Genomic DNA, 18,340 nt, shown 5'->3' on the forward strand with positions numbered 1-18,340 from the left:
GTGAGTGAAAACAATATGGAAGCCATACGCTACTTTAAATCAAAGAAACTGTATGAAAAGCTCTTTCTGGGATTCAAAAAGAAGTATGAATCTCTGGGAAAAATCGGAGGCAGTGTGTCACTCTCTTCATTTTCAGAGAAAGAGTTGAAAGAATTAGCTCAGTTTTTAGGTTTACGGTCAGATGTCCTTTTTAAAAAGAATAAAGTGACCTTGCTTCAGTTTGAAAAACAGCTTGAAAAATACCGATTTGACGACAGCGACCTAAAGCAGCTACTTGAAACATATTTTGATGAGCCGCTCATATCTAATAAAGAGCGCTTAGAAATGAAGGCAAATAAACAATGGTCTTTTATTAATTATTTAAAATTAAGGTATGAGCTTGCGGCGGTTTGGTTAGACTATCTCGAATGGAAGTCTCCAGATAGTTACTTTATTTATAGATTAATGGATGAGTCCCATGAAAAGTTTGAAACGTACGTAAGCAGCTTGGATTGCATTCTGGAAAACCTTCCGGAGAATCCTGTGAGACTCCCAGTTTTTGCCCAGCAAATAACAGGTAATCCGCATGCTTTTGACCGGAATCAAAATTTAGGTCGACTCCTACTTCACATACTGACAGTGAAACGTGCGACTTATGACCCTAAAAAAGTTGCAATGCCGGTAACTAGTGAAGCTATCAATGAGTTGCTTTTAACCTATAATATTTTAAGAGACGATATTACTAATTTTGTAACTGTTGCTAATTTGATGGCAGAAACTGATGGTCCCAGAAAAATCTTTTGGGAAGCTGCTTGTGAGACCCATACGGTTCAAAACCTGCCTATAAGAGAGCTGATGCATATTCAAAGTCTCTGTCCGTTCAATCAAGGTAAGGAAGTATGGATTGTCGAAAACTCAGGTGTGTTCTCAAGTATACTGGACGTCATTCCAGATGCGCCTTTAATTTGTACGCATGGTCAATTTAAACTGGCTGCCTGGAAATGCTTTGACTTGCTTGTTAAAAATCAGATTACACTTAATTATTCCAGCGATCTGGATCCGGAAGGTATTGGAATGGCTCAACGTTTAATCGACCGCTACCCTGATTATGTAAAGCTGTGGGAGATGACTATTTTATCTTATGATAAGTCGATTTCCATTGAAGACAGTCTATCGGAGGCTCGGATAAAAAAACTGAACCCAATTACTAATCATGATTTGTTAAGTGTCGCCTCTGAGTTAAACCGTACGAAAGCGCCCGGCTATCAGGAAGCATTACTTGACGATATGATTACGGAAGTGAAAAGTCGTTTAGCGTAATAGGGAAAGAATAATCTAAATATTAAATTTAGTAGAGTACATTACTATTATTTTGAATTAAAAAGACCCTTGAAAGACCATTATCTCATGGCTTTTCAAGGGTCTTACTATTTTGTAGTTTTATTGACAACAAAATCCTTACCGATTCTCCACCATAAACCGCTCCATGTAATACACAAACATCTGGCTATAGTAGCCGGGGAAGTATAGGTCGCTGACGTGTTCGCCGTAGGGTGTACGAATTAAGGCTAAGTCGGTGTTGCCATTGTCCAGATAAGAGTCTCTGAAGTACTCGGCTACTCTCGGATCCACGATGCGGTCCATGTCGCCTTGATAAACTAAAGCGGGCGGGCTGTTTTCATCAACTAAGAGTTCCGGGTTAACGAGTGCTTCTTCGCCGTCTAGGTTTCGGTAACTGGCCAGTCCGTTTGCCGGGTAGAGTGGGATAAGGCCGCTGACGGTCAAGCGGTCATCAAGAATATCTGTGTACTCACCGCTGACAATCCCTAAGCCTGCTGCATTGGCCAAGTGCCCGCCAGCAGATCCGCCTGAAAAGAAGACTGAATCAATATCAGCGTCATATTCTCCGTGATTGTCAGCCAGATAAGTCGTGAACAGTCCCAGGTGTCTGACCATATCATCAACGGAAAATTCACCGGTCACGGCTTCGTCAACTTGAGAAAATTCGGACAGGTCATCATCATTATTCAAGCCGTATTCCACATCGAACACCACGTAGCCTTGTGTGGAAAAGTACTTATTGAACTGAGCAAAGTTCTGAGCGCCTCGTCCACCGGTACTCCAGCCGCCTCCATGAATACGAACTAAAACGGCACCATTTCCAGGCAGTTCACTGGCATCTGTCGGAGGGGTGTAAACATCAAAACGCAACTCCAAATCCTCGTCGACGCCTTCTGTTCCTTCATAGTAGAGGACCCCTTCAGTAAAGTTGTAATCCGTTGAACGAATACCGTAGAAATAGTCGGGCAAAGAGAGTGGCGACTCTCTAAATAGCGGGTAGTCGTTTTCCAGATCCTGCCAGTTTTCTCCAAAAGCATTGGTGTAACTTTCTTCTGCATCAGACAGCATTGTCGGCAGTGTCAGTAGAGGAATGCTGAAAAGGATATACAGACTGACGCCAATGGACAAAATCCAGTACCACTGCCAGGTTCCTCTTTTCAGATGCGACACTTTAAGAATAAGTCCCGCAAGGCTTAAAAATATCAGGCTGTAAAAAAGACTGTACTGAGACAGAATGACTTCGGCTATACTGATAGGGATTGGAACCAGCATGAAAAACGCCATCAGCATGCCTAAACCGAGCAGCAAGCCTAAAAAGGTCATTAGACTCTTGTGTTTAATGGAACTGGACTTCCTGCTGTTCTTGAAGGTAATGTTCGAATGATGAAAATTAATTTTCTGCTTATCAATCAAGACGGTTCGGCAGACAAAGAGTCCAAACAACAGCGTGGCCTGCAGTAAAATTATCGACAGAATACTTCTGGATAATGTATAGGTGGGCCAGAGTGACGTCAAGGTATTCAAGCCCATGATAATCAGCAGGCCGAAACTAGACAGGATCAGGTAGCTTGTGGTCATTTTTTTGTGCTGCTTGCTTAGGCTACTGACGAGACTGTTTGCGGTCAGGGTGACAATCAGTAAAATACCGAAGCCGTTCCAGAACAGATTTTGATCGGGAAAGAATACATAGACTAAACCCAGTATAAAGGCTAGTCCGTTTAACCCTATGAGGGCTTTTAATACACTTTTCACTTGCTCACTCCTCTTGATTACACGTAATATTAGTGAATAATCGTTATAATCTCTTCTCAATTGTAAAGAAACCGGCTTCAACTTGCAAAAATTCTGTCAGTATAATTTTTCTAAGAGAGGTCCTTGTTGATTTTCCCAGCTATCGTACAGTATGTAAGGGTTATTCCTTAGCATGCGGCAGCATTCAGGTTATAATATAACCAACCAGCCGTTAGCGCACGCACTTACCTGGAAAGGGAGGACTGTTCATGAAAATTAACTACAAAGACACCGTTCTGGCAGACAGCGAAGAGACAGTCGTAGTAGAGAATAATCATTATTTCCCGCGAGAAGACGTCAATATGGATCACTTCGTCAAAAGCGACACGCAGTATACCTGTCCGTGGAAGGGTGCAGCGACGTATTATTCCGTTAAATACGGCGATAAAATTATTAAAGACGCTGCCTGGTCATACGAGGAACCGAAAGAAAAGGCCAAGCACATAGCCGGCCATGTCGCTTTTGATAAACAGAAAGTAGACTAACTTATTCATTAACCCATCACCATACCAGCTGACCTTCCCTAATGATGGGTGAAGTTCAGCTGGTTTTTTTCGACTGAACTTCATCAGAGTAGCCGTTTGGTGAAGTTCAGCTAGTTAAATCTGTAGTGAACTAAACGACCGAGTTCTTCGGTTGAGTTCAGCTGCTAATTTCAAGTGTCAACTTCATGAAAGATGCATTTAGTAGAGTTCAGACAACAATTTCAACCGTAAACTTCACCAATTACACCACACAACCCTAAAATATCTTTTTAGAGTCAAATCTGGCCAGCCAGATTTTTCCTTTCAATCTTTTCATCCATTCAGTCACTAATCTCACGCGCTTTCTTTATTTTCACCGTCAAATCAAGTATACTGGAAGGGTATATGTTAAGTGAGGTGAAGACAATATGAAGAAGTTATTTTTACATGTCAAAGACAAGTTTGGTGTAACCTTTGATGATGAGGAAGTGCTCATCGAGGCGTTTACCCATTCATCCTATGCGAATGATCATCGTGATAAGCAAATCAGAAATCTGGAGCGACTTGAATTTCTCGGCGATGCCGTTCTTGAAGTAACGGTATCGGAATACTTATACCATAAATACCCCAATCATCCGGAAGGACAGCTGACCCGCATGCGTGCGTCAATTGTTAGAGCGGAAAGCCTGGCGAAGCTGACCAAGGAATACCAGCTGCACCATTATGTCCGTTTAGGCAAGGGAGAAGAACAAATGAACGGTCGTACACGCCCGTCACTTTTATGTGATGTGTTTGAAGCCTTTATCGGCGCGGTGTTTGTTGACCAGGGTATGGACGTGGTTAAAGAGATTTTAAAGAGCGTGCTGTTCCCGAAAATTGATTCCGGTGCTTTCTCTCATGGGATGGATCACAAAACTGCTCTGCAGGAACTGTTGCAGCGAAACGGGGTTGTGACAATCGAATACAAGGTGATTGGTCATACTGGACCGGATCACCAGAAGGAATTCATCGTCGAAGTGTATGTTGAAGGGGATTCTTTCGGAAAAGGAAATGGGCGTTCCAAAAAAGCCGCCGAACAGGCAGCAGCCAAAGCGGCACTGGAAATGCTCGAAGAAGCGAATGAATCGTAGTATTCATCCGGAATACTATGAAGGAGAGTTTGAACATGCAGTTAAAACGATTAGAAATAAAAGGCTTCAAGTCTTTTGCGGACAAGACAGTTCTGGACTTTACTGACGGCATTACCGCAGTGGTCGGTCCGAACGGCAGCGGCAAGTCAAACATCATTGAAGCCATTCGCTGGGTGATGGGTGAGCAGTCGGCCAAGACCCTTCGTGGGGGCCGCATGCACGATGTCATTTTCTCAGGAACGGATTCACGGAAAGCAGTGAATATTGCAGAAGTCACCCTGGTGTTAGACAATCAGGATGGCTTTTTACCTGTGGACTTTGAAGAAGTCAGTGTGTCCCGCAAGATTAACCGTAACGGCGACAGCGACTACCGCATTAACAAGGAAAGCTGCCGGCTGAAAGATATCGTCGATTTGTTCATGGACTCAGGACTTGGGAAAGAATCTTTTTCCATTATTTCCCAGGGACAGGTTGAAGCGATTTTCAACAGCAAGGCCGAAGACAGACGGGCGATTTTTGAAGAAGCGGCCGGTGTGTTTAAATACAAGACGCAAAAAGTTAAAGCAGAACGGAAGTTGTTTGAAACACAGGACAATCTGGACCGTGTGCAGGATATTCTGTACGAACTGAAAGCTCAGGTTGAACCCTTGAAAGAACAGAAAGACATCGCGCAAAGCTTTGTCAAACAAAAAGAAGAACTGACGGATCTGGATATTGCTTTGTCTGTGTTTAAAATAGATGAATACGTGAGTGACCAGAAAGCCAATAAAGAACGCGCACAGATTTTTTCACAAAAAGCCGATGAGCTACAGGAAGCCTTGCAGAAAGAAAGTCAGACACTTAAAGAAAAGAAACAGGCGCTTCATGAGGTGGAAAGCAAGCGCGAGACGATTCACGAACAGTCGATTGAATCCGTTAAGCAGATTGAACGAACCGAATCCCGCCTGCGCCTTGTTGAAGAAAAAGAAAAGCACCAGGATGCGTTTCTCAGTGAAAAAGAAAACAGCCTCGCTAGAGAACAGACCCAGCTGGATGCGCTGCTAAAAGAAGAACAGCAGCTCCAGGCAGACGTTGATGCACAGCAGGCTGCGGTAACGGAACTGAAGACAGCTTACAAACAAAAAGAAGACCAGCTGGCTCGCTTGATGGGCAACAAAGAAGAAGCCATCGAAGCCTTGCGTTCGGAATACATTGAGGCGATGCAGCAGAAAACGTCTCTGAAAAATGAAGAAACCTACTTAACCAAACAGTTGAGCCAGACCACTTTATCATCAGAAAAACACACTCGTCTAGTTCAGTCGGTCACGGAAAAGCTTTCTGAAACAGAAGTCACCTTAAAAGACAAAGAAGCGGCTCTAGAAAACCTCAAAAAAGAAATCGACACGCTGCTGACGGATTTCAAAGCCACGCGTGAGTCTCTTCAGCAGATTGAATCGACCTATAGACAGAAAACGGACCGCTTGAACCAGCTGGAACAACAGCTGAACCGGGCGCAGGCGAAGCGTCAGAGTCTTGTTGAAATGCAGGAAAACTATGCCGGTTATTTTGCCGGTGTCAAAGCCGTCATGACAGCGAAAAACAAGCTGAAGGGCATTGTCGGGACCGTTGCGGACTTGATGGATGTACCGGTTGACTATACCGAAGCGATAGATGTCGTTTTAGGTGCAGCTAGTCAGTTTGTGGTGGTGGAAGATGAAAAAGCCGGGCGCGATGCGATTCAGTATTTAAAGCAGCGCAAAGCCGGACGTGCTACCTTCCTACCGCTGACAACTATTAAAGGCCGTTCGGTAGCTCAGCGACTAATTGAGCAGGCCAGACACATTGACGGTTATATTGGGATTGCCAGCGACTTGATTCAGTACGATCAGAAAGTGGCTCAAGTTATGGCTAATTTGCTTGGGGCAACCATTGTGGCACGTGATTTAGCGTCTGCCAATGCCATAGCCAAGTCAGTTAACTACAGCGTACGCGTTGTCAGCTTAGAAGGCGACGTCATGAACGCCGGTGGCTCCATGACTGGTGGAGGCGGCAAGCGTTCGTCAAATGCCCACCTTTTCTCACAGAAAAAAGAAGAGAAAGCCCTGCGCATTGAAATTGATGAACTCGAAAAAACCTTAACGATTAGAAAAGACGAACGGGCTCAGGAAGAAAGAGACCGCGAAGAATTGACTGAAAAACTGGAGACCCTGCGTTCTGAAGGTGAAGACAAACGTCTGGCTGAAAAACAGCTGGAAAATGAAGTCTCTCAGCTTTCCGATACCTTTAAGCGACTTGCACGTGAGAAAAAAGGGCTGCAGTTTGAAATGGACGAAGCAACAGGCGAGGAAGAGTCCTTGACCCAGCAGCTTGCTGACGTTCAGACGAAACGCAAAGAAGCTGACAGTCTACTTACCCGTTTGAAAGATGAGATGGACCAGCTGTCCAGTGAAAAAGAAGACCGACAAGCCAAACAGGAAGAACTGGAAAAAGAACGCGAAAGCATTTTAAATGACTGGAATGAAGCACGGGAAATTCTAGCATCTACTCGTTCGAAAAAAGAAAGTATTTCCTCACAAGTCAGTCAGGTCAGAGAGAGCATTAGACATACCGAAACAGCACTGGCTGAACTAAAACAGGGCGAAGAACTCGAGTCAAAAGAAGACTTGACCGAACGCTTACGTGAACTGACGGAAGCCAATAATAAACTGAAAGACAGCGAACGTTCGTTGAAAGCTGAGCAGGCTGAACTGGATCAGGCCGTATCTGAGTTGGAAGAAACCATTGCCTCCTTGCAGGACAGACGCAGCAATTTGACAGAAGAAAAGAATCAGCTGGAAATCGCCAGCTCCCGGTTAGATGTTTCCATTGATCATCTGCTGGAGTATCTGTCAGAAGAATACGCCATCAGCTATGAAGAAGCCAAGCTGAACCAGCCAGATGAACTGGACCGGGAAGCAACGCAGAAACGCGTTAAACTCTTGAAGCGGGGCATTGAAGAACTCGGCCCTGTCAACTTGAACGCCATTGAAGAATATGAGCGCGTCAATGAACGCCATGAGTTTCTAGCCGAACAGCAGAAAGACTTGCTGGAAGCAAAAGAAAGTTTATATGACACGATGGAACAGATGGACAGTGAAGTGAAAAAACGCTTCTTTGAAACCTTCAGCCAAGTGAAAGAACAGTTTGCCATCGTTTTCCCACGCATGTTTGGCGGCGGAAAAGCGGAACTTCGCCTGACCGACCCGGATAATCTTCTGGAATCAGGGGTAGAAATCGCTGCTCAGCCTCCAGGGAAAAAATTGCAGACCTTAAGTCTCCTATCTGGAGGCGAACGGGCACTGACAGCCTTGTCTCTCTTATTTGCGATTATCGAAGTGCGTCCTATTCCATTTTGTATTCTGGATGAAGCGGAAGCGGCACTGGATGAAACAAACGTCGCCCGTTTCGGTCGCTATTTGCATAATTTTGCCGACGATACGCAGTTTATTGTCATTACACACCGCAAAGGTACGATGGAAGAAGCCGATTCTCTTTACGGCGTCACGATGAGAGAAAAAGGGGTTTCCAACCTGGTATCGGTTCATCTGCAGGACGTGGAAGAAACAATCGAACAGACCTAAAGGGGATGAAGAAGCTATGTCAATTAAACTCGTTGCCATCGATTTGGACGGCACACTGCTGAACAGTCAGCGAGAAGTGTCAGAACAAAATAAAACAGCCATTTTAAAAGCCAAAGAACAAGGAGTTAAAGTAGTACTGGTTACCGGACGGCCTTTGAAAGGCATGCTGCATATTTTAGAGGAGTGCCAGCTCACCGAAGAAGGCGATATTGGCCTGACGTATAATGGGGGGTTAGTACAATGGACACAGACTGGCGAAACCTTGAGTCAGATTACCCATGGTAGAGAAGACGCTATAGATGTCTTTAAACTGAGTCAGGATTTGGATTTACCGGTTAACTTCATCGATTTGGACACGGTTTACGAACCGCCTTATCCAAAAGGCAAGCCGTCGCAGTACTCCAAACACATGAAAGCTCTGCCGTATGAACCCGTTGATATGGTCGACTTGCCGGACCCATTTCCAATCAATAAAATCGTGATGTGCTGGCATGAGGACGAACTCGATGAAAAAATTAAAAAAATTCCATCTCTCTACATGAACGCTACACAATTATGAAGTCACGCGATAATTTACTGGAAATTTTGCCGAAGTCTGTTGATAAAGGCAAAGGCCTGATTCAATTGGGTGAGCTTTTGGATATCGGACTGGACGAGATGATGGCCATTGGCGATCAGGAAAATGACCTGGCGATGGTTCAGACAGCCGGAACGGGTGTCGCTATGGCAAATGCAACCGACACAGTAAAAGAAGCGGCCCAAGTCATTACCAAATCCAACGATGAACACGGTGTAGCTTATGCTATTGAGCAATATGTGTTAAACTAGCAGTAACTGCTCAAGTCTAAGCTGCTGGTTTAGAACTGGTGTAGCTGCTTGGCTGTTTCTGATCGATAAAAAAGCGAGAGTGAGTGAATCCACATGGGATTATTTGATAAGATTAAATCCGCTTTTACAGGGGCGGAAACAAAAGAACAGCCGAAAACCGAGGTGGAAGAAGAGGTCAAAGAGGTCGTCGAGGACTCTGCTGCCAAAGAAACGACGCTTGAACCGGATAATTCCAAAAAAGAAACCGATGAATACGAAAAAGGGCTCAAGAAGTCACGGGTATCCTTTACTCGTCGTCTGAATGAACTGCTAGCCAACTTCCGTTACGAAGATGAAGAGTTCTTCGAAGAACTGGAAGATTTGCTGATTGAATCCGATGTCGGCTTTGAAGCGACCATGCAGATTGCCGATACCCTGCGTTATGAAGCAAAAGTGGAAAACATCAGAAGCATGAAAGACGCTGAACGTGTGATTGTGCAGACGATGGTCGATATGTACGGGGAAACCAATCCAGACCACCAGGTATTTAACGAAAATCCTGATGGCCTGACTGTCGTTCTTTTTGTGGGCGTCAACGGTGTGGGTAAAACAACCACCATTGCTAAAATGGCTCACCAGTATATTGATAAAGGTAAAAAAGTGGTCATGGCGGCTGGCGATACCTTCCGTGCCGGTGCCATTGAACAATTAAATATTTGGGGCGACCGTGTGGGTGCTGAAGTGATTTCAACCAAACAGGGCGGCGATCCTGCAGCCGTTGTTTTTGATGGTATTAAAACAGCCAGAGAAACGGGGGCTGACCTTCTATTAATTGATACGGCCGGTCGTTTACAGAACAAGAAGAATCTGATGAACGAACTGGAGAAAATGAAGCGCGTGATTTCACGTGAGATTCCCGATGCACCGCATGAAACACTCTTGGTGCTGGACGCAACTACCGGACAAAACGCATTGAGTCAGGCAAAAATTTTCAAGGAAACAACCGATGTAACGGGTATTGTTCTGACGAAAATGGACGGAACAGCTAAGGGTGGTATTGTCCTGGCTATCGGCAAGGAACTGGGTATACCGGTTAAGTTTGTCGGCCTAGGCGAAACCATGAATGACTTGCACCCATTTGATACAGAGAAATTTGCATATGGCTTGTTCAAGGAATTAATTGAACAGACCGCCTAAAATTAACATTATATCGAATACAGAAAGGGGCTGCTGAGAATGGAACTCGAAAAAACCTTACGCATGAATCGCTTATTTTCCTTTTACAGTCCGCTTTTGACTCCGAAACAGCAGGAGTATATGCGCTTGTATTATGGTGATGACTATTCACTAGGTGAAATAGCCGACGATTTTTCAGTCAGTCGCCAGGCTGTTTATGATAACATTAAACGGTCGGAAGTTATTTTACAGGACTATGAAAATAAATTAAACTTGGTAGAAGAGTTTGACAAGAAACAGACTGCAGCTGAGAAACTGAAAGCTTACGCTGAAAAAACATACGCAAACGACACACACTTATTAGAATTAATAAAAGAAATCAGTTTGGATTCAATCAGAGAGGAATGACACATATATGGCCTTTGAGGGGTTAACAGGACGACTGCAGGATGCTTTCTCCGGCTTGCGAAAAAAAGGGAAAGTAACTGAGGCAGATGTAAAAGACGTCATGCGCGAGGTAAGGCTGGCCTTACTGGAAGCCGACGTTAACTATAAAATTGTACGAGACTTTGTAAAAACAGTCAGAGAAAAATCCTTAGGTGAAGAAGTTTTAGGTAGCCTGAACGGTGGCCAGCAAGTCGTTAAAATCGTTAACGACGAGCTGACCGAATTAATGGGTGGCGAGCAGGAGAAGATTATCTTCGCTGAACCTGGCCAGGGACCAACCGTCTACATGATGACCGGTCTCCAAGGGGCCGGTAAAACAACCACTGCCGGAAAACTGGCAAACTATCTACGTAAACACGAAAACAAGAAACCAATGATGGTAGCGGCGGATATTTACCGTCCCGCTGCGATTGACCAGTTGGAAACACTAGGACGCGACTTGGACATTCCTGTTTTCAGCATGGGCGACCAGGTCAGTCCTGTTGAAATTGCTGAAAAAGGAATTCAGGAAGCAAAAGACAACAACCGCGACGTTGTTATTATCGATACGGCTGGTCGTCTGCACATTGACGAAAACCTGATGAACGAACTGGATGACGTTAAAGCAGCAGTCAATCCACACGAGATTTTCCTCGTCGTTGATGCCATGACGGGTCAGGACGCCGTGAACGTAGCGGATTCCTTTAATGACCGTCTGACCATTACCAGTGTCATCCTGACAAAACTGGATGGCGACACCCGTGGTGGTGCGGCGCTGTCCATCCGTGCAATTACCAATAAACCAATTAAATTCACCGGTACAGGTGAAAAACTCGATGCTCTAGAGCCATTCTATCCAGACCGTATGGCTAACCGAATTCTTGGCATGGGTGACATTTTAACCTTAATTGAACGGGCCCAGCAGGAAGTCGATGAAGAACGTGCCGAAGAAATGGCTGAAAAAATGCGTGAAAACCGCTATGATTTCAACGATTTCATCGAACAAATGGACCAGATGACCAATATGGGACCAATGGAAGACATTCTGAAAATGATTCCGGGTATGAATAATGTACCGGGCATGGCTGATTTCCAGATGGATCCGAAAGACATTGCTCACATGAAGGCCATCGTTTTATCCATGACTCCGGAAGAACGTGAAAATCCGGATATTCTTTCTCAAAAACGCAGACGCCGAATTGCAAAAGGATCTGCTCGTGACATCGCGGAAGTTAACCGCATGATCAAGCAGTTCAAGCAGTCCAAAGAAATGATGAGTAAAATGTCCAAAGGCAAGATGGGCAGCATTCCAGGCATGGATAAACTCATGGGCGGCGGCCCTAAAGGCAAGCTCGGTAAAATGGCCATGAACGGCATGTCCAAAGGCTTGGGCGGCGGTAACAAAAAGAAGAAAAAGAAAAAAGTCGTTCGCAAGAAAAAGAAAAAATAGATAAAATAATTAAACAGGCTGAGCAGCTTCTCACAATTTGTGTGGAAAGTCGCTCAGCCTGTTTTCTGCTTGCTTTAAAGAGCTTTTGCAATGATGTGCATACTCGCTGTAGCGAGTATGGTCTTTCTTAAAATATATTTAATTGTCAGCTTTCAATCTCAGCTTAATTATTTTTATGAGTCTGAACGTAAAACAGAATGCTTGCAAGTTGAAGACGAAATTTGAGATGAGTATGCACGTAAATAGATTTACTTATATACTCTGAGTATATTCCTATGTGAGTTGGGAGGTAAATCTTTTTACTACCAGACTGACTAAGAATATCTGACTGAGTTTAAAAGCTACTCGAACTATGATGAGCATACTCGCTATGGCGAGTATGGCCTTGTTTTGTTACTATGAATACTATAGAAAAAAGAATAGGAGGATCAATTACCTATAAAAAAGCCATTATCCAGTGGGGTATTCCTTATGCCTTACTTACCTATCTGTTACATAATGTCTTCGATACCGTGCTAGGCAACATAATGTACGCCATCAGTTTCTTTGCGCTCATCTTTGGCTTCGTCTATTTTATTGCCCGCATGCTGTATTTTGCAGTGAAGCAGCAGATTTATAATTGGCGCTACAAAAAGCAAAGCAAGTAATTAAATAGTACAGTCACTTTTATAGGGTTTCCACTAAAGTTTAGAAAGTAATCACCTTTTCTGGAAGAAAAACAGTATTGTTAGTCTTTTTTAGCGCTTTGCCAGGTTACTCGTTCGTTAAATGGTACTGAGTTTAGTAGCAAGATCAGTTTGACCGGCTACTGAAACTGTCAAGATATCTGGGTTCAGGATGAAAACTCGTTTGACCTGTAGCTCAAACAAGTTTAAGTGACGAGTATGGGGGCAAACTATCTTTGACCGGCAACTGAAAGGTTACAATTTACTCAGTATCTGGGCAAACGTCCTTTCACCGGAAACTGGAAGTCTTAAACCGGCTGAGTACCAGGGCAATTGGTGATTGACCCATTACTCAACTACCATAATAATTTGAGTACTAAGTGAAAGTGATTTTTTCGTTAAAAATAAGGAAAACTGTCCAAGATATTCTTGAATCCCATTCTGAATCCAACTCGTGATACATCCCAAAGGAGCTGATCATTTGATAAACACAGACGAAAAATTTTACGTTAGGTTAGCCTTAGGTCTCCTGGTAGGCTATATCCTGTTCTTCATCACAAATGGATTGAATATGCTTTCGCAGTTTAATGCGTGGCTGGGATTCATTACCGCCTTTACTATTGCAGCGGGTTCTTTTGTCGCGTCAGTACTGTCGCTGGTTAAAAATAAGGAACTATACCCTATGTATTTAGTCTCTTTTTTAGGACTGAGCCTGATGTTATTCACTTTTGCTATCTATTTTCTGCCGGAAGCAGGGGGCGTTCCACCGCTCATTCCTCTTTTTTATGATTAGCACCAAATTCTCTACATAATGATAACCCCTGACACGTCAAATGTCAGGGGCTTCCTTATTCATCTATCGATTGTTTGAGTCCAGCCAATGCATTTTCTCATCAACCAAACGCATCATCTGTTCGAGTTCCAGTTTTGTCGCCATTTCATCATTGTAAAGTAAGTTTTCAACGCGCTCGCGGGGCACATCCATCACTTGAGCTAGTTCATCCATCGTCAAGAAGCCTCTGTCCAGTAGTTCTTCGACGCGGGCACTGTAGATGACAAACTCAATTTCCGGATCCGTCAGGTTATCATCTGCAGAGAACTCCAGTTTCAGTAATTCTTTCAAGGAAGAAATTTCTAAAAGCACACCAATTCCCTTAGCCATTACTTTCATTTGCCGCATAATGTAATCTCTATCTTCATAATCCATTGTGATCACAGCCTTTTCTTTGGTAGACACAGTATAACACAAGCATGTGTTATAGCCGTCTTAAGAAATTTTCACCCTGTAAAGAAAAAACACTTTACATTCTCTTTTTTCCGTGGTATGATACATATCGTGAGTTTGATTAAGAGCAAAACTCAGATTAAAGAGTCTTTTTTACACACAAAGTATTCTTTATCCAACAGATTATTAACAGGAGGTGCAAGTATAATGGCAGTAAAAATTCGTATGAAACGTATGGGTTCTAAAAGAAATCCTTTTTACCGTTTAGTTGTTGCAGATTCTCGTGCTCCACGTGATGGCCGCATTATTGAACAGGTGGGAACTTACAACCCAGTATCAAACCCAGCTGAAGTTAAACTAAATGAAGAGTTAGTTATGAAATGGTTGAACGATGGCGCTAAACCATCTGATACCGTGAGAAACTTACTTTCTAAAGAAGGAATCATGAAAAAATTCCACGAGTCAAAAAACAGCAAATAAGCGTTCGAATTAAATGAATCGTTAGAGAAGAAAAGACTGGTTTGTTACTGATAAAGTATGCCACTCTTTTCTTCATTCTATATAATGAGGTATTTTAAAAAGGATGGTATTATGTCTGATAAAGATATGCGCGACTTGATAAAAACCATTGTCGAACCATTAGTCAGTCACCCGGAAGACGTCAAATTGGATTTGAAAGAAACAGATGACTTTCACGAGTATCTGTTATCGGTCAATTCTGATGATGTCGGTCGTGTGATCGGCAAACGAGGCCGTATTGCGAAAGCCATTCGAGCGATTGTTTATAGCATTCAGTTCGATGGGCCAAAACGCGTACGCCTTACCATTGTTGATTAAGTCATTGCGCCTCGTGCGTACATATGACTGTCAGAAATAAGGTTGAAAAAATGGGTGGCTCATAGAGTGCATCCTTTTTTTCAGCTTTAAAACAGAAAGGAACAGGGTAGATGGAGTATTTTGATGTCGGAAAAGTAGTGAATACACACGGTTTAAAAGGGGAAGTGCGGGTTATTTCCGTGACGACCAATCCGGAGGCGCGTTACTTCGAGGGTGCTCCGCTAACGTGGTTCGGAAAAAACGGCGAACGTGAACAGCTGACTGTCCGTTCCCACCGCAAGCACAAGACATTCGACTTGTTGACCTTTGAGGATTACTATAATATCGGTCAGGTCGAAAAATTTGTCGGCGGCACATTGAAAATCAGTGAAGAAGAGCTGCTGGAACTGCCAGAAGATGAATTTTATGTACACGAACTAGTTGGCTGTTCGGTCATAGACACGGACACCAAGGAAGAAATTGGTAAAATTAAGGACATTTTGTCTCCTGGCGCCAACGATGTCTGGGTTGTTCAGCGACAAGGTAAGAAAGATTTGCTGCTGCCTTATATCGAATCAGTTATTCTCGACGTCGACATCGAAAACCGAGTCGTTACTGTTCATGTAATGGAAGGGCTGGACGAATGAAAATAGATGTAGTCACACTGTTTCCCGAAATGTTCGATGGGCCACTCGGTCATTCCATTGTCAGTCGGGCCATTGACAAAGGCCTTGTGGAAGTCAACCGGGTCAATTTCAGACAGTTTGGTAAAGGCAAACACCAGGTGGTTGATGATACGCCCTATGGTGGGGGAGCTGGGATGCTTTTAAAGCCTGAGCCCTTGTTTGAAGCAATGGATTCCATTAACGAACGCGAACCGGCAACGAAAAAACGGGTCATCCTAATGGATCCGGCCGGTAAGCTCTTTAACCAGGCGATGGCAGAAGAGTTTTCTGAAGATGAGCATCTGGTCTTTTTATGCGGGCACTATGAAGGCTATGATGAGCGGATCCGTAGCCTTGTGACAGATGAAGTCTCTCTAGGGGATTATGTTTTGACCGGCGGCGAACTGGCAGCCATGGTCATGATTGATGCGACCGTCCGTCTATTGCCTGACGTCTTAGGGAATGCGGCTTCTGCACAGACGGATTCACATTCAAGCGGACTGCTGGAACACCCGCATTATACACGCCCCGCAGAGTACAAAGGAATGAAGGTGCCGGAAGTTTTAATGAACGGCAATCACGGTCTGATTGAACAGTGGCGTCACAAAGAATCCTTAAAACGTACATTTGAGAGACGCCCGGATATGCTTGAAGGCCGTGAGTTTACAAAGGAAGAGCAGCAGTGGCTGGATGACTGGGCAAAAGAAGCCGAAGCGTCCGAGGGCGATTCATAAGAAATCAAGCAAAAAACCTTTACACCTATTATAGAGTGTGGTAAAGTAAATAACTGAGTGGGCAACTGCTCGTATTAGCAATGTTCCGCTGGGACTAGATCCTAAGAACTTTGTGCGAGAGGAGAAGATAAAATGAATCCATTGATTGAGGAAATCACAAAAGAACAGCTACGTTCTGACTTACCAGATTTTCGTCCTGGAGATACCGTTCGTGTACACGCACGTATCGTTGAGGGTGAACGTGAACGTATTCAGTTGTTTGAAGGTGTCGTAATCAAGCGTCGTGGAACAGGAATCAGCGAAATGTATACCGTTCGTAAAATTTCTGGCGGTGTTGGTGTTGAGCGTACATTCCCTGTACATTCACCACGTGTTGCTAAGCTTGAAGTTACTCGTCAAGGTCGTGTACGTCGTGCTAAATTGTACTACCTACGTAACCTGCGCGGTAAAGCTGCTCGTATTCCTGAGCGCATCCGTAAAACTAACTAATCATAACGTTTTAGAAAGTCATCGGTCTCGTCAAGAGGCTGGTGGCTTTTTTTTTGCCCTAAAAAAATCGGGAACGATTATTTTCGAGATAATCGTTCTTCCAAATGGTTTAAGTCGACGAACGATGATTATTTGCGAGATAATCATTCTTCCGAGCGCAACTAAAAAATGAACAATGATTAAATCAATTTAATCATACTTCATCCTAAAATATCTTACTGAACAATGATTATAAGTCGTTTAATCATTGTTCGCGAAACTTTTTCATATGGAACGCGGATAAGCATCCGCGTTTAATCCAATCAGAACCTTTCAAAAGAAAAAACACACCCAGCGGATGTGTTTTAACTACTTCATTAGTCATAAGTCACTTCAAACTGATTTAAAAAGGTCTCATCTATAGCTTTGATGGACTCGACTGCCAGCTGTACGGTCTTTTCGTAATCTTTAAAAGAAGCAAAGAGGTGGTGGGTGTGAGCATACCGGCTAGGAACACCTAACACAAGTACGGGGACACCTCGGTTATTCAAGTGAATTCGACCCGCATTTGTTCCGCCGCCTTTTCGTACAGCGTGTTGAATTGGAATAGACTTGTCTGCACTGACTTTTTTGACCAGCTTGATCCAGTCTTCATTGGCGATGTAGCTGCTGTCTTTGTGGCGCACTTGAGGGCCGTGACCCATACGTGCCTGAGACTGTTCAACCGGTTTCGCGTAGTCATCAGAAGGGGTGCCTTCAAAGACAATCGCAAAATCCGGATTCACCCGGCTGGCCGTAACGGTAGCTCCGCGCAGTCCCACTTCTTCCTGGGAAGCCAGTGCACCGACGACGTTAATTGGCAAGTCTTCCTTTTCAAGTGCCTTTAGCGTATCAATGACCGCTGCACAACCGAGACGGTTATCAAATGCTTTTCCAAGCATAGTGCCGTTTTTCTCGTTGTAGTCAAAGTCCACTGCTGGAACGATGGGTGCACCCACTTCGATGCCGAATGAGTCCGTCACTTCTTCCCGTGAGGTGGCGCCGATATCGACTTTCAAATCCGCCATCGTCAAGCCGTTTTCCCGTTCTTCAGGTGTTAGAAAATGGGGTGGTTTGGATCCGATAATCCCTTTAATGTACTCACCCTCTTTGTTTCTTACCTTAAATAAATGAGCCGAGACATTGTACCATTCCCAGCGGCCAAGCATTTCAATCCCCAGTAAGCCATTGCTGTCGATATAGCTCACTATAAAAGCCACTTCATCCAAGTGAGCATCGAGCATCACTGTCGGCTTGCTTTCATCAAAATTCTCAGGATACAGGTACAGATTTTTCAGATTATCCCGTGTCGCTTTCAAATTGCCTTTGTGCTTAAGAACCACCTCGATGACATCGTCCTCAAACCCTGGTGCACCGTAGGCATTGCTCAGATCTTCAATTAACTTTACATCCGTCATACATACATTCCCCCTAAACATCTTGTTCTCATGATACAATACCTCCTGTTCACTTTCTATATACATTCCTACCCATCCTGTCACATTCTGACAAAGTAATTGACATTAAACAGGAACTGACTATAATTAATTTAATTTAAAGTAATC

The 18,340-nt window shown here is 43.9% G+C and carries 17 protein-coding genes and 1 pseudogene; 15 read left to right on the plus strand and 3 right to left on the minus strand.

Annotated features, from left to right (window positions below; all coding sequences use genetic code 11):
- A complete protein-coding gene (locus tag ACYVLS_RS08635) occupies positions 1-1,299 on the plus strand; it encodes a TIGR02679 family protein (protein WP_460323604.1) in 1,299 nt (432 codons plus the stop codon).
- Between the two features lie 138 nt (positions 1,300-1,437).
- Here ACYVLS_RS08635 and ACYVLS_RS08640 read toward each other — a convergent pair whose 3' ends face one another.
- Positions 1,438-3,072: an alpha/beta hydrolase gene (locus tag ACYVLS_RS08640; RefSeq protein WP_460323606.1), complete on the minus strand. Its 1,635-nt coding sequence runs from the start codon at positions 3,070-3,072 to the stop codon at positions 1,438-1,440.
- 248 nt (positions 3,073-3,320) lie between these two features.
- On the opposite strand from ACYVLS_RS08640, the gene ACYVLS_RS08645 reads away from it, so the two are divergent.
- The 9 genes and pseudogenes from ACYVLS_RS08645 (at position 3,321) to ACYVLS_RS08685 (ending at position 13,621) form a co-directional block, all read left to right on the plus strand.
- Positions 3,321-3,596, plus strand: coding sequence for a DUF427 domain-containing protein (locus ACYVLS_RS08645; RefSeq protein ID WP_460323608.1), 276 nt, complete (start codon positions 3,321-3,323; stop codon positions 3,594-3,596).
- Between the two features lie 407 nt (positions 3,597-4,003).
- A complete protein-coding gene (gene rnc, locus ACYVLS_RS08650; RefSeq protein WP_460323610.1) occupies positions 4,004-4,705 on the plus strand; it encodes a ribonuclease III in 702 nt (233 codons plus the stop codon).
- A gap of 35 nt (positions 4,706-4,740) precedes the next feature.
- A complete protein-coding gene (smc, locus tag ACYVLS_RS08655) occupies positions 4,741-8,304 on the plus strand; it encodes a chromosome segregation protein SMC (protein ID WP_460323612.1) in 3,564 nt (1,187 codons plus the stop codon).
- A gap of 16 nt (positions 8,305-8,320) precedes the next feature.
- Positions 8,321-9,132: pseudogene (locus tag ACYVLS_RS08660) on the plus strand (Cof-type HAD-IIB family hydrolase).
- A gap of 93 nt (positions 9,133-9,225) precedes the next feature.
- Entirely contained in the window at positions 9,226-10,308 is a 1,083-nt protein-coding gene (ftsY, locus tag ACYVLS_RS08665; protein WP_460323614.1) for a signal recognition particle-docking protein FtsY, read from the plus strand.
- A gap of 39 nt (positions 10,309-10,347) precedes the next feature.
- Positions 10,348-10,695, plus strand: a complete 348-nt coding sequence (locus tag ACYVLS_RS08670; RefSeq protein WP_460323616.1) for a putative DNA-binding protein — start codon at positions 10,348-10,350, stop codon at positions 10,693-10,695.
- A 7-nt stretch (positions 10,696-10,702) separates the two neighbouring features.
- Positions 10,703-12,163: a signal recognition particle protein gene (ffh, locus tag ACYVLS_RS08675; RefSeq protein ID WP_460323618.1), complete on the plus strand. Its 1,461-nt coding sequence runs from the start codon at positions 10,703-10,705 to the stop codon at positions 12,161-12,163.
- Between the two features lie 398 nt (positions 12,164-12,561).
- Entirely contained in the window at positions 12,562-12,810 is a 249-nt protein-coding gene (locus ACYVLS_RS08680) for a hypothetical protein (RefSeq protein WP_460323620.1), read from the plus strand.
- A gap of 499 nt (positions 12,811-13,309) precedes the next feature.
- Positions 13,310-13,621: a hypothetical protein gene (locus ACYVLS_RS08685; RefSeq protein WP_460323622.1), complete on the plus strand. Its 312-nt coding sequence runs from the start codon at positions 13,310-13,312 to the stop codon at positions 13,619-13,621.
- Positions 13,622-13,684: 63 nt separating this feature from the next.
- Here ACYVLS_RS08685 and ACYVLS_RS08690 read toward each other — a convergent pair whose 3' ends face one another.
- Entirely contained in the window at positions 13,685-14,035 is a 351-nt protein-coding gene (locus ACYVLS_RS08690) for a hypothetical protein (protein WP_460323624.1), read from the minus strand.
- Positions 14,036-14,260: 225 nt separating this feature from the next.
- On the opposite strand from ACYVLS_RS08690, the gene rpsP reads away from it, so the two are divergent.
- The 5 genes from rpsP to rplS all read left to right on the plus strand — a co-directional run bounded on the left by rpsP (position 14,261) and on the right by rplS (position 16,757).
- Entirely contained in the window at positions 14,261-14,533 is a 273-nt protein-coding gene (gene rpsP / locus ACYVLS_RS08695) for a 30S ribosomal protein S16 (RefSeq protein WP_460323626.1), read from the plus strand.
- A 111-nt stretch (positions 14,534-14,644) separates the two neighbouring features.
- Positions 14,645-14,890: a KH domain-containing protein gene (locus tag ACYVLS_RS08700; protein ID WP_460323628.1), complete on the plus strand. Its 246-nt coding sequence runs from the start codon at positions 14,645-14,647 to the stop codon at positions 14,888-14,890.
- Between the two features lie 110 nt (positions 14,891-15,000).
- Positions 15,001-15,516 carry a ribosome maturation factor RimM gene (gene rimM / locus ACYVLS_RS08705; RefSeq protein WP_460323630.1) on the plus strand — a complete coding sequence of 172 codons (516 nt, stop codon included), beginning with the start codon at positions 15,001-15,003 and terminating at the stop codon, positions 15,514-15,516.
- On the plus strand, positions 15,513-16,268 hold the full coding sequence (gene trmD, locus ACYVLS_RS08710; protein WP_460323632.1) for a tRNA (guanosine(37)-N1)-methyltransferase TrmD: 756 nt from the start codon (positions 15,513-15,515) through the stop codon (positions 16,266-16,268). The genes rimM and trmD overlap by 4 nt, the downstream gene beginning before the upstream one ends.
- Before the next feature lie 132 nt (positions 16,269-16,400).
- Complete coding sequence (gene rplS / locus ACYVLS_RS08715) at positions 16,401-16,757, plus strand: 50S ribosomal protein L19 (protein ID WP_460323634.1); 357 nt, start codon at positions 16,401-16,403, stop codon at positions 16,755-16,757.
- Positions 16,758-17,113: 356 nt separating this feature from the next.
- On the opposite strand, the gene ACYVLS_RS08720 is transcribed toward rplS, so the two are convergent.
- Entirely contained in the window at positions 17,114-18,193 is a 1,080-nt protein-coding gene (locus ACYVLS_RS08720; protein ID WP_460323636.1) for a M42 family metallopeptidase, read from the minus strand.
- Between the last annotated feature and the right edge of the window lie 147 nt (positions 18,194-18,340).

The organism is Alkalibacterium psychrotolerans (assembly GCF_054784355.1).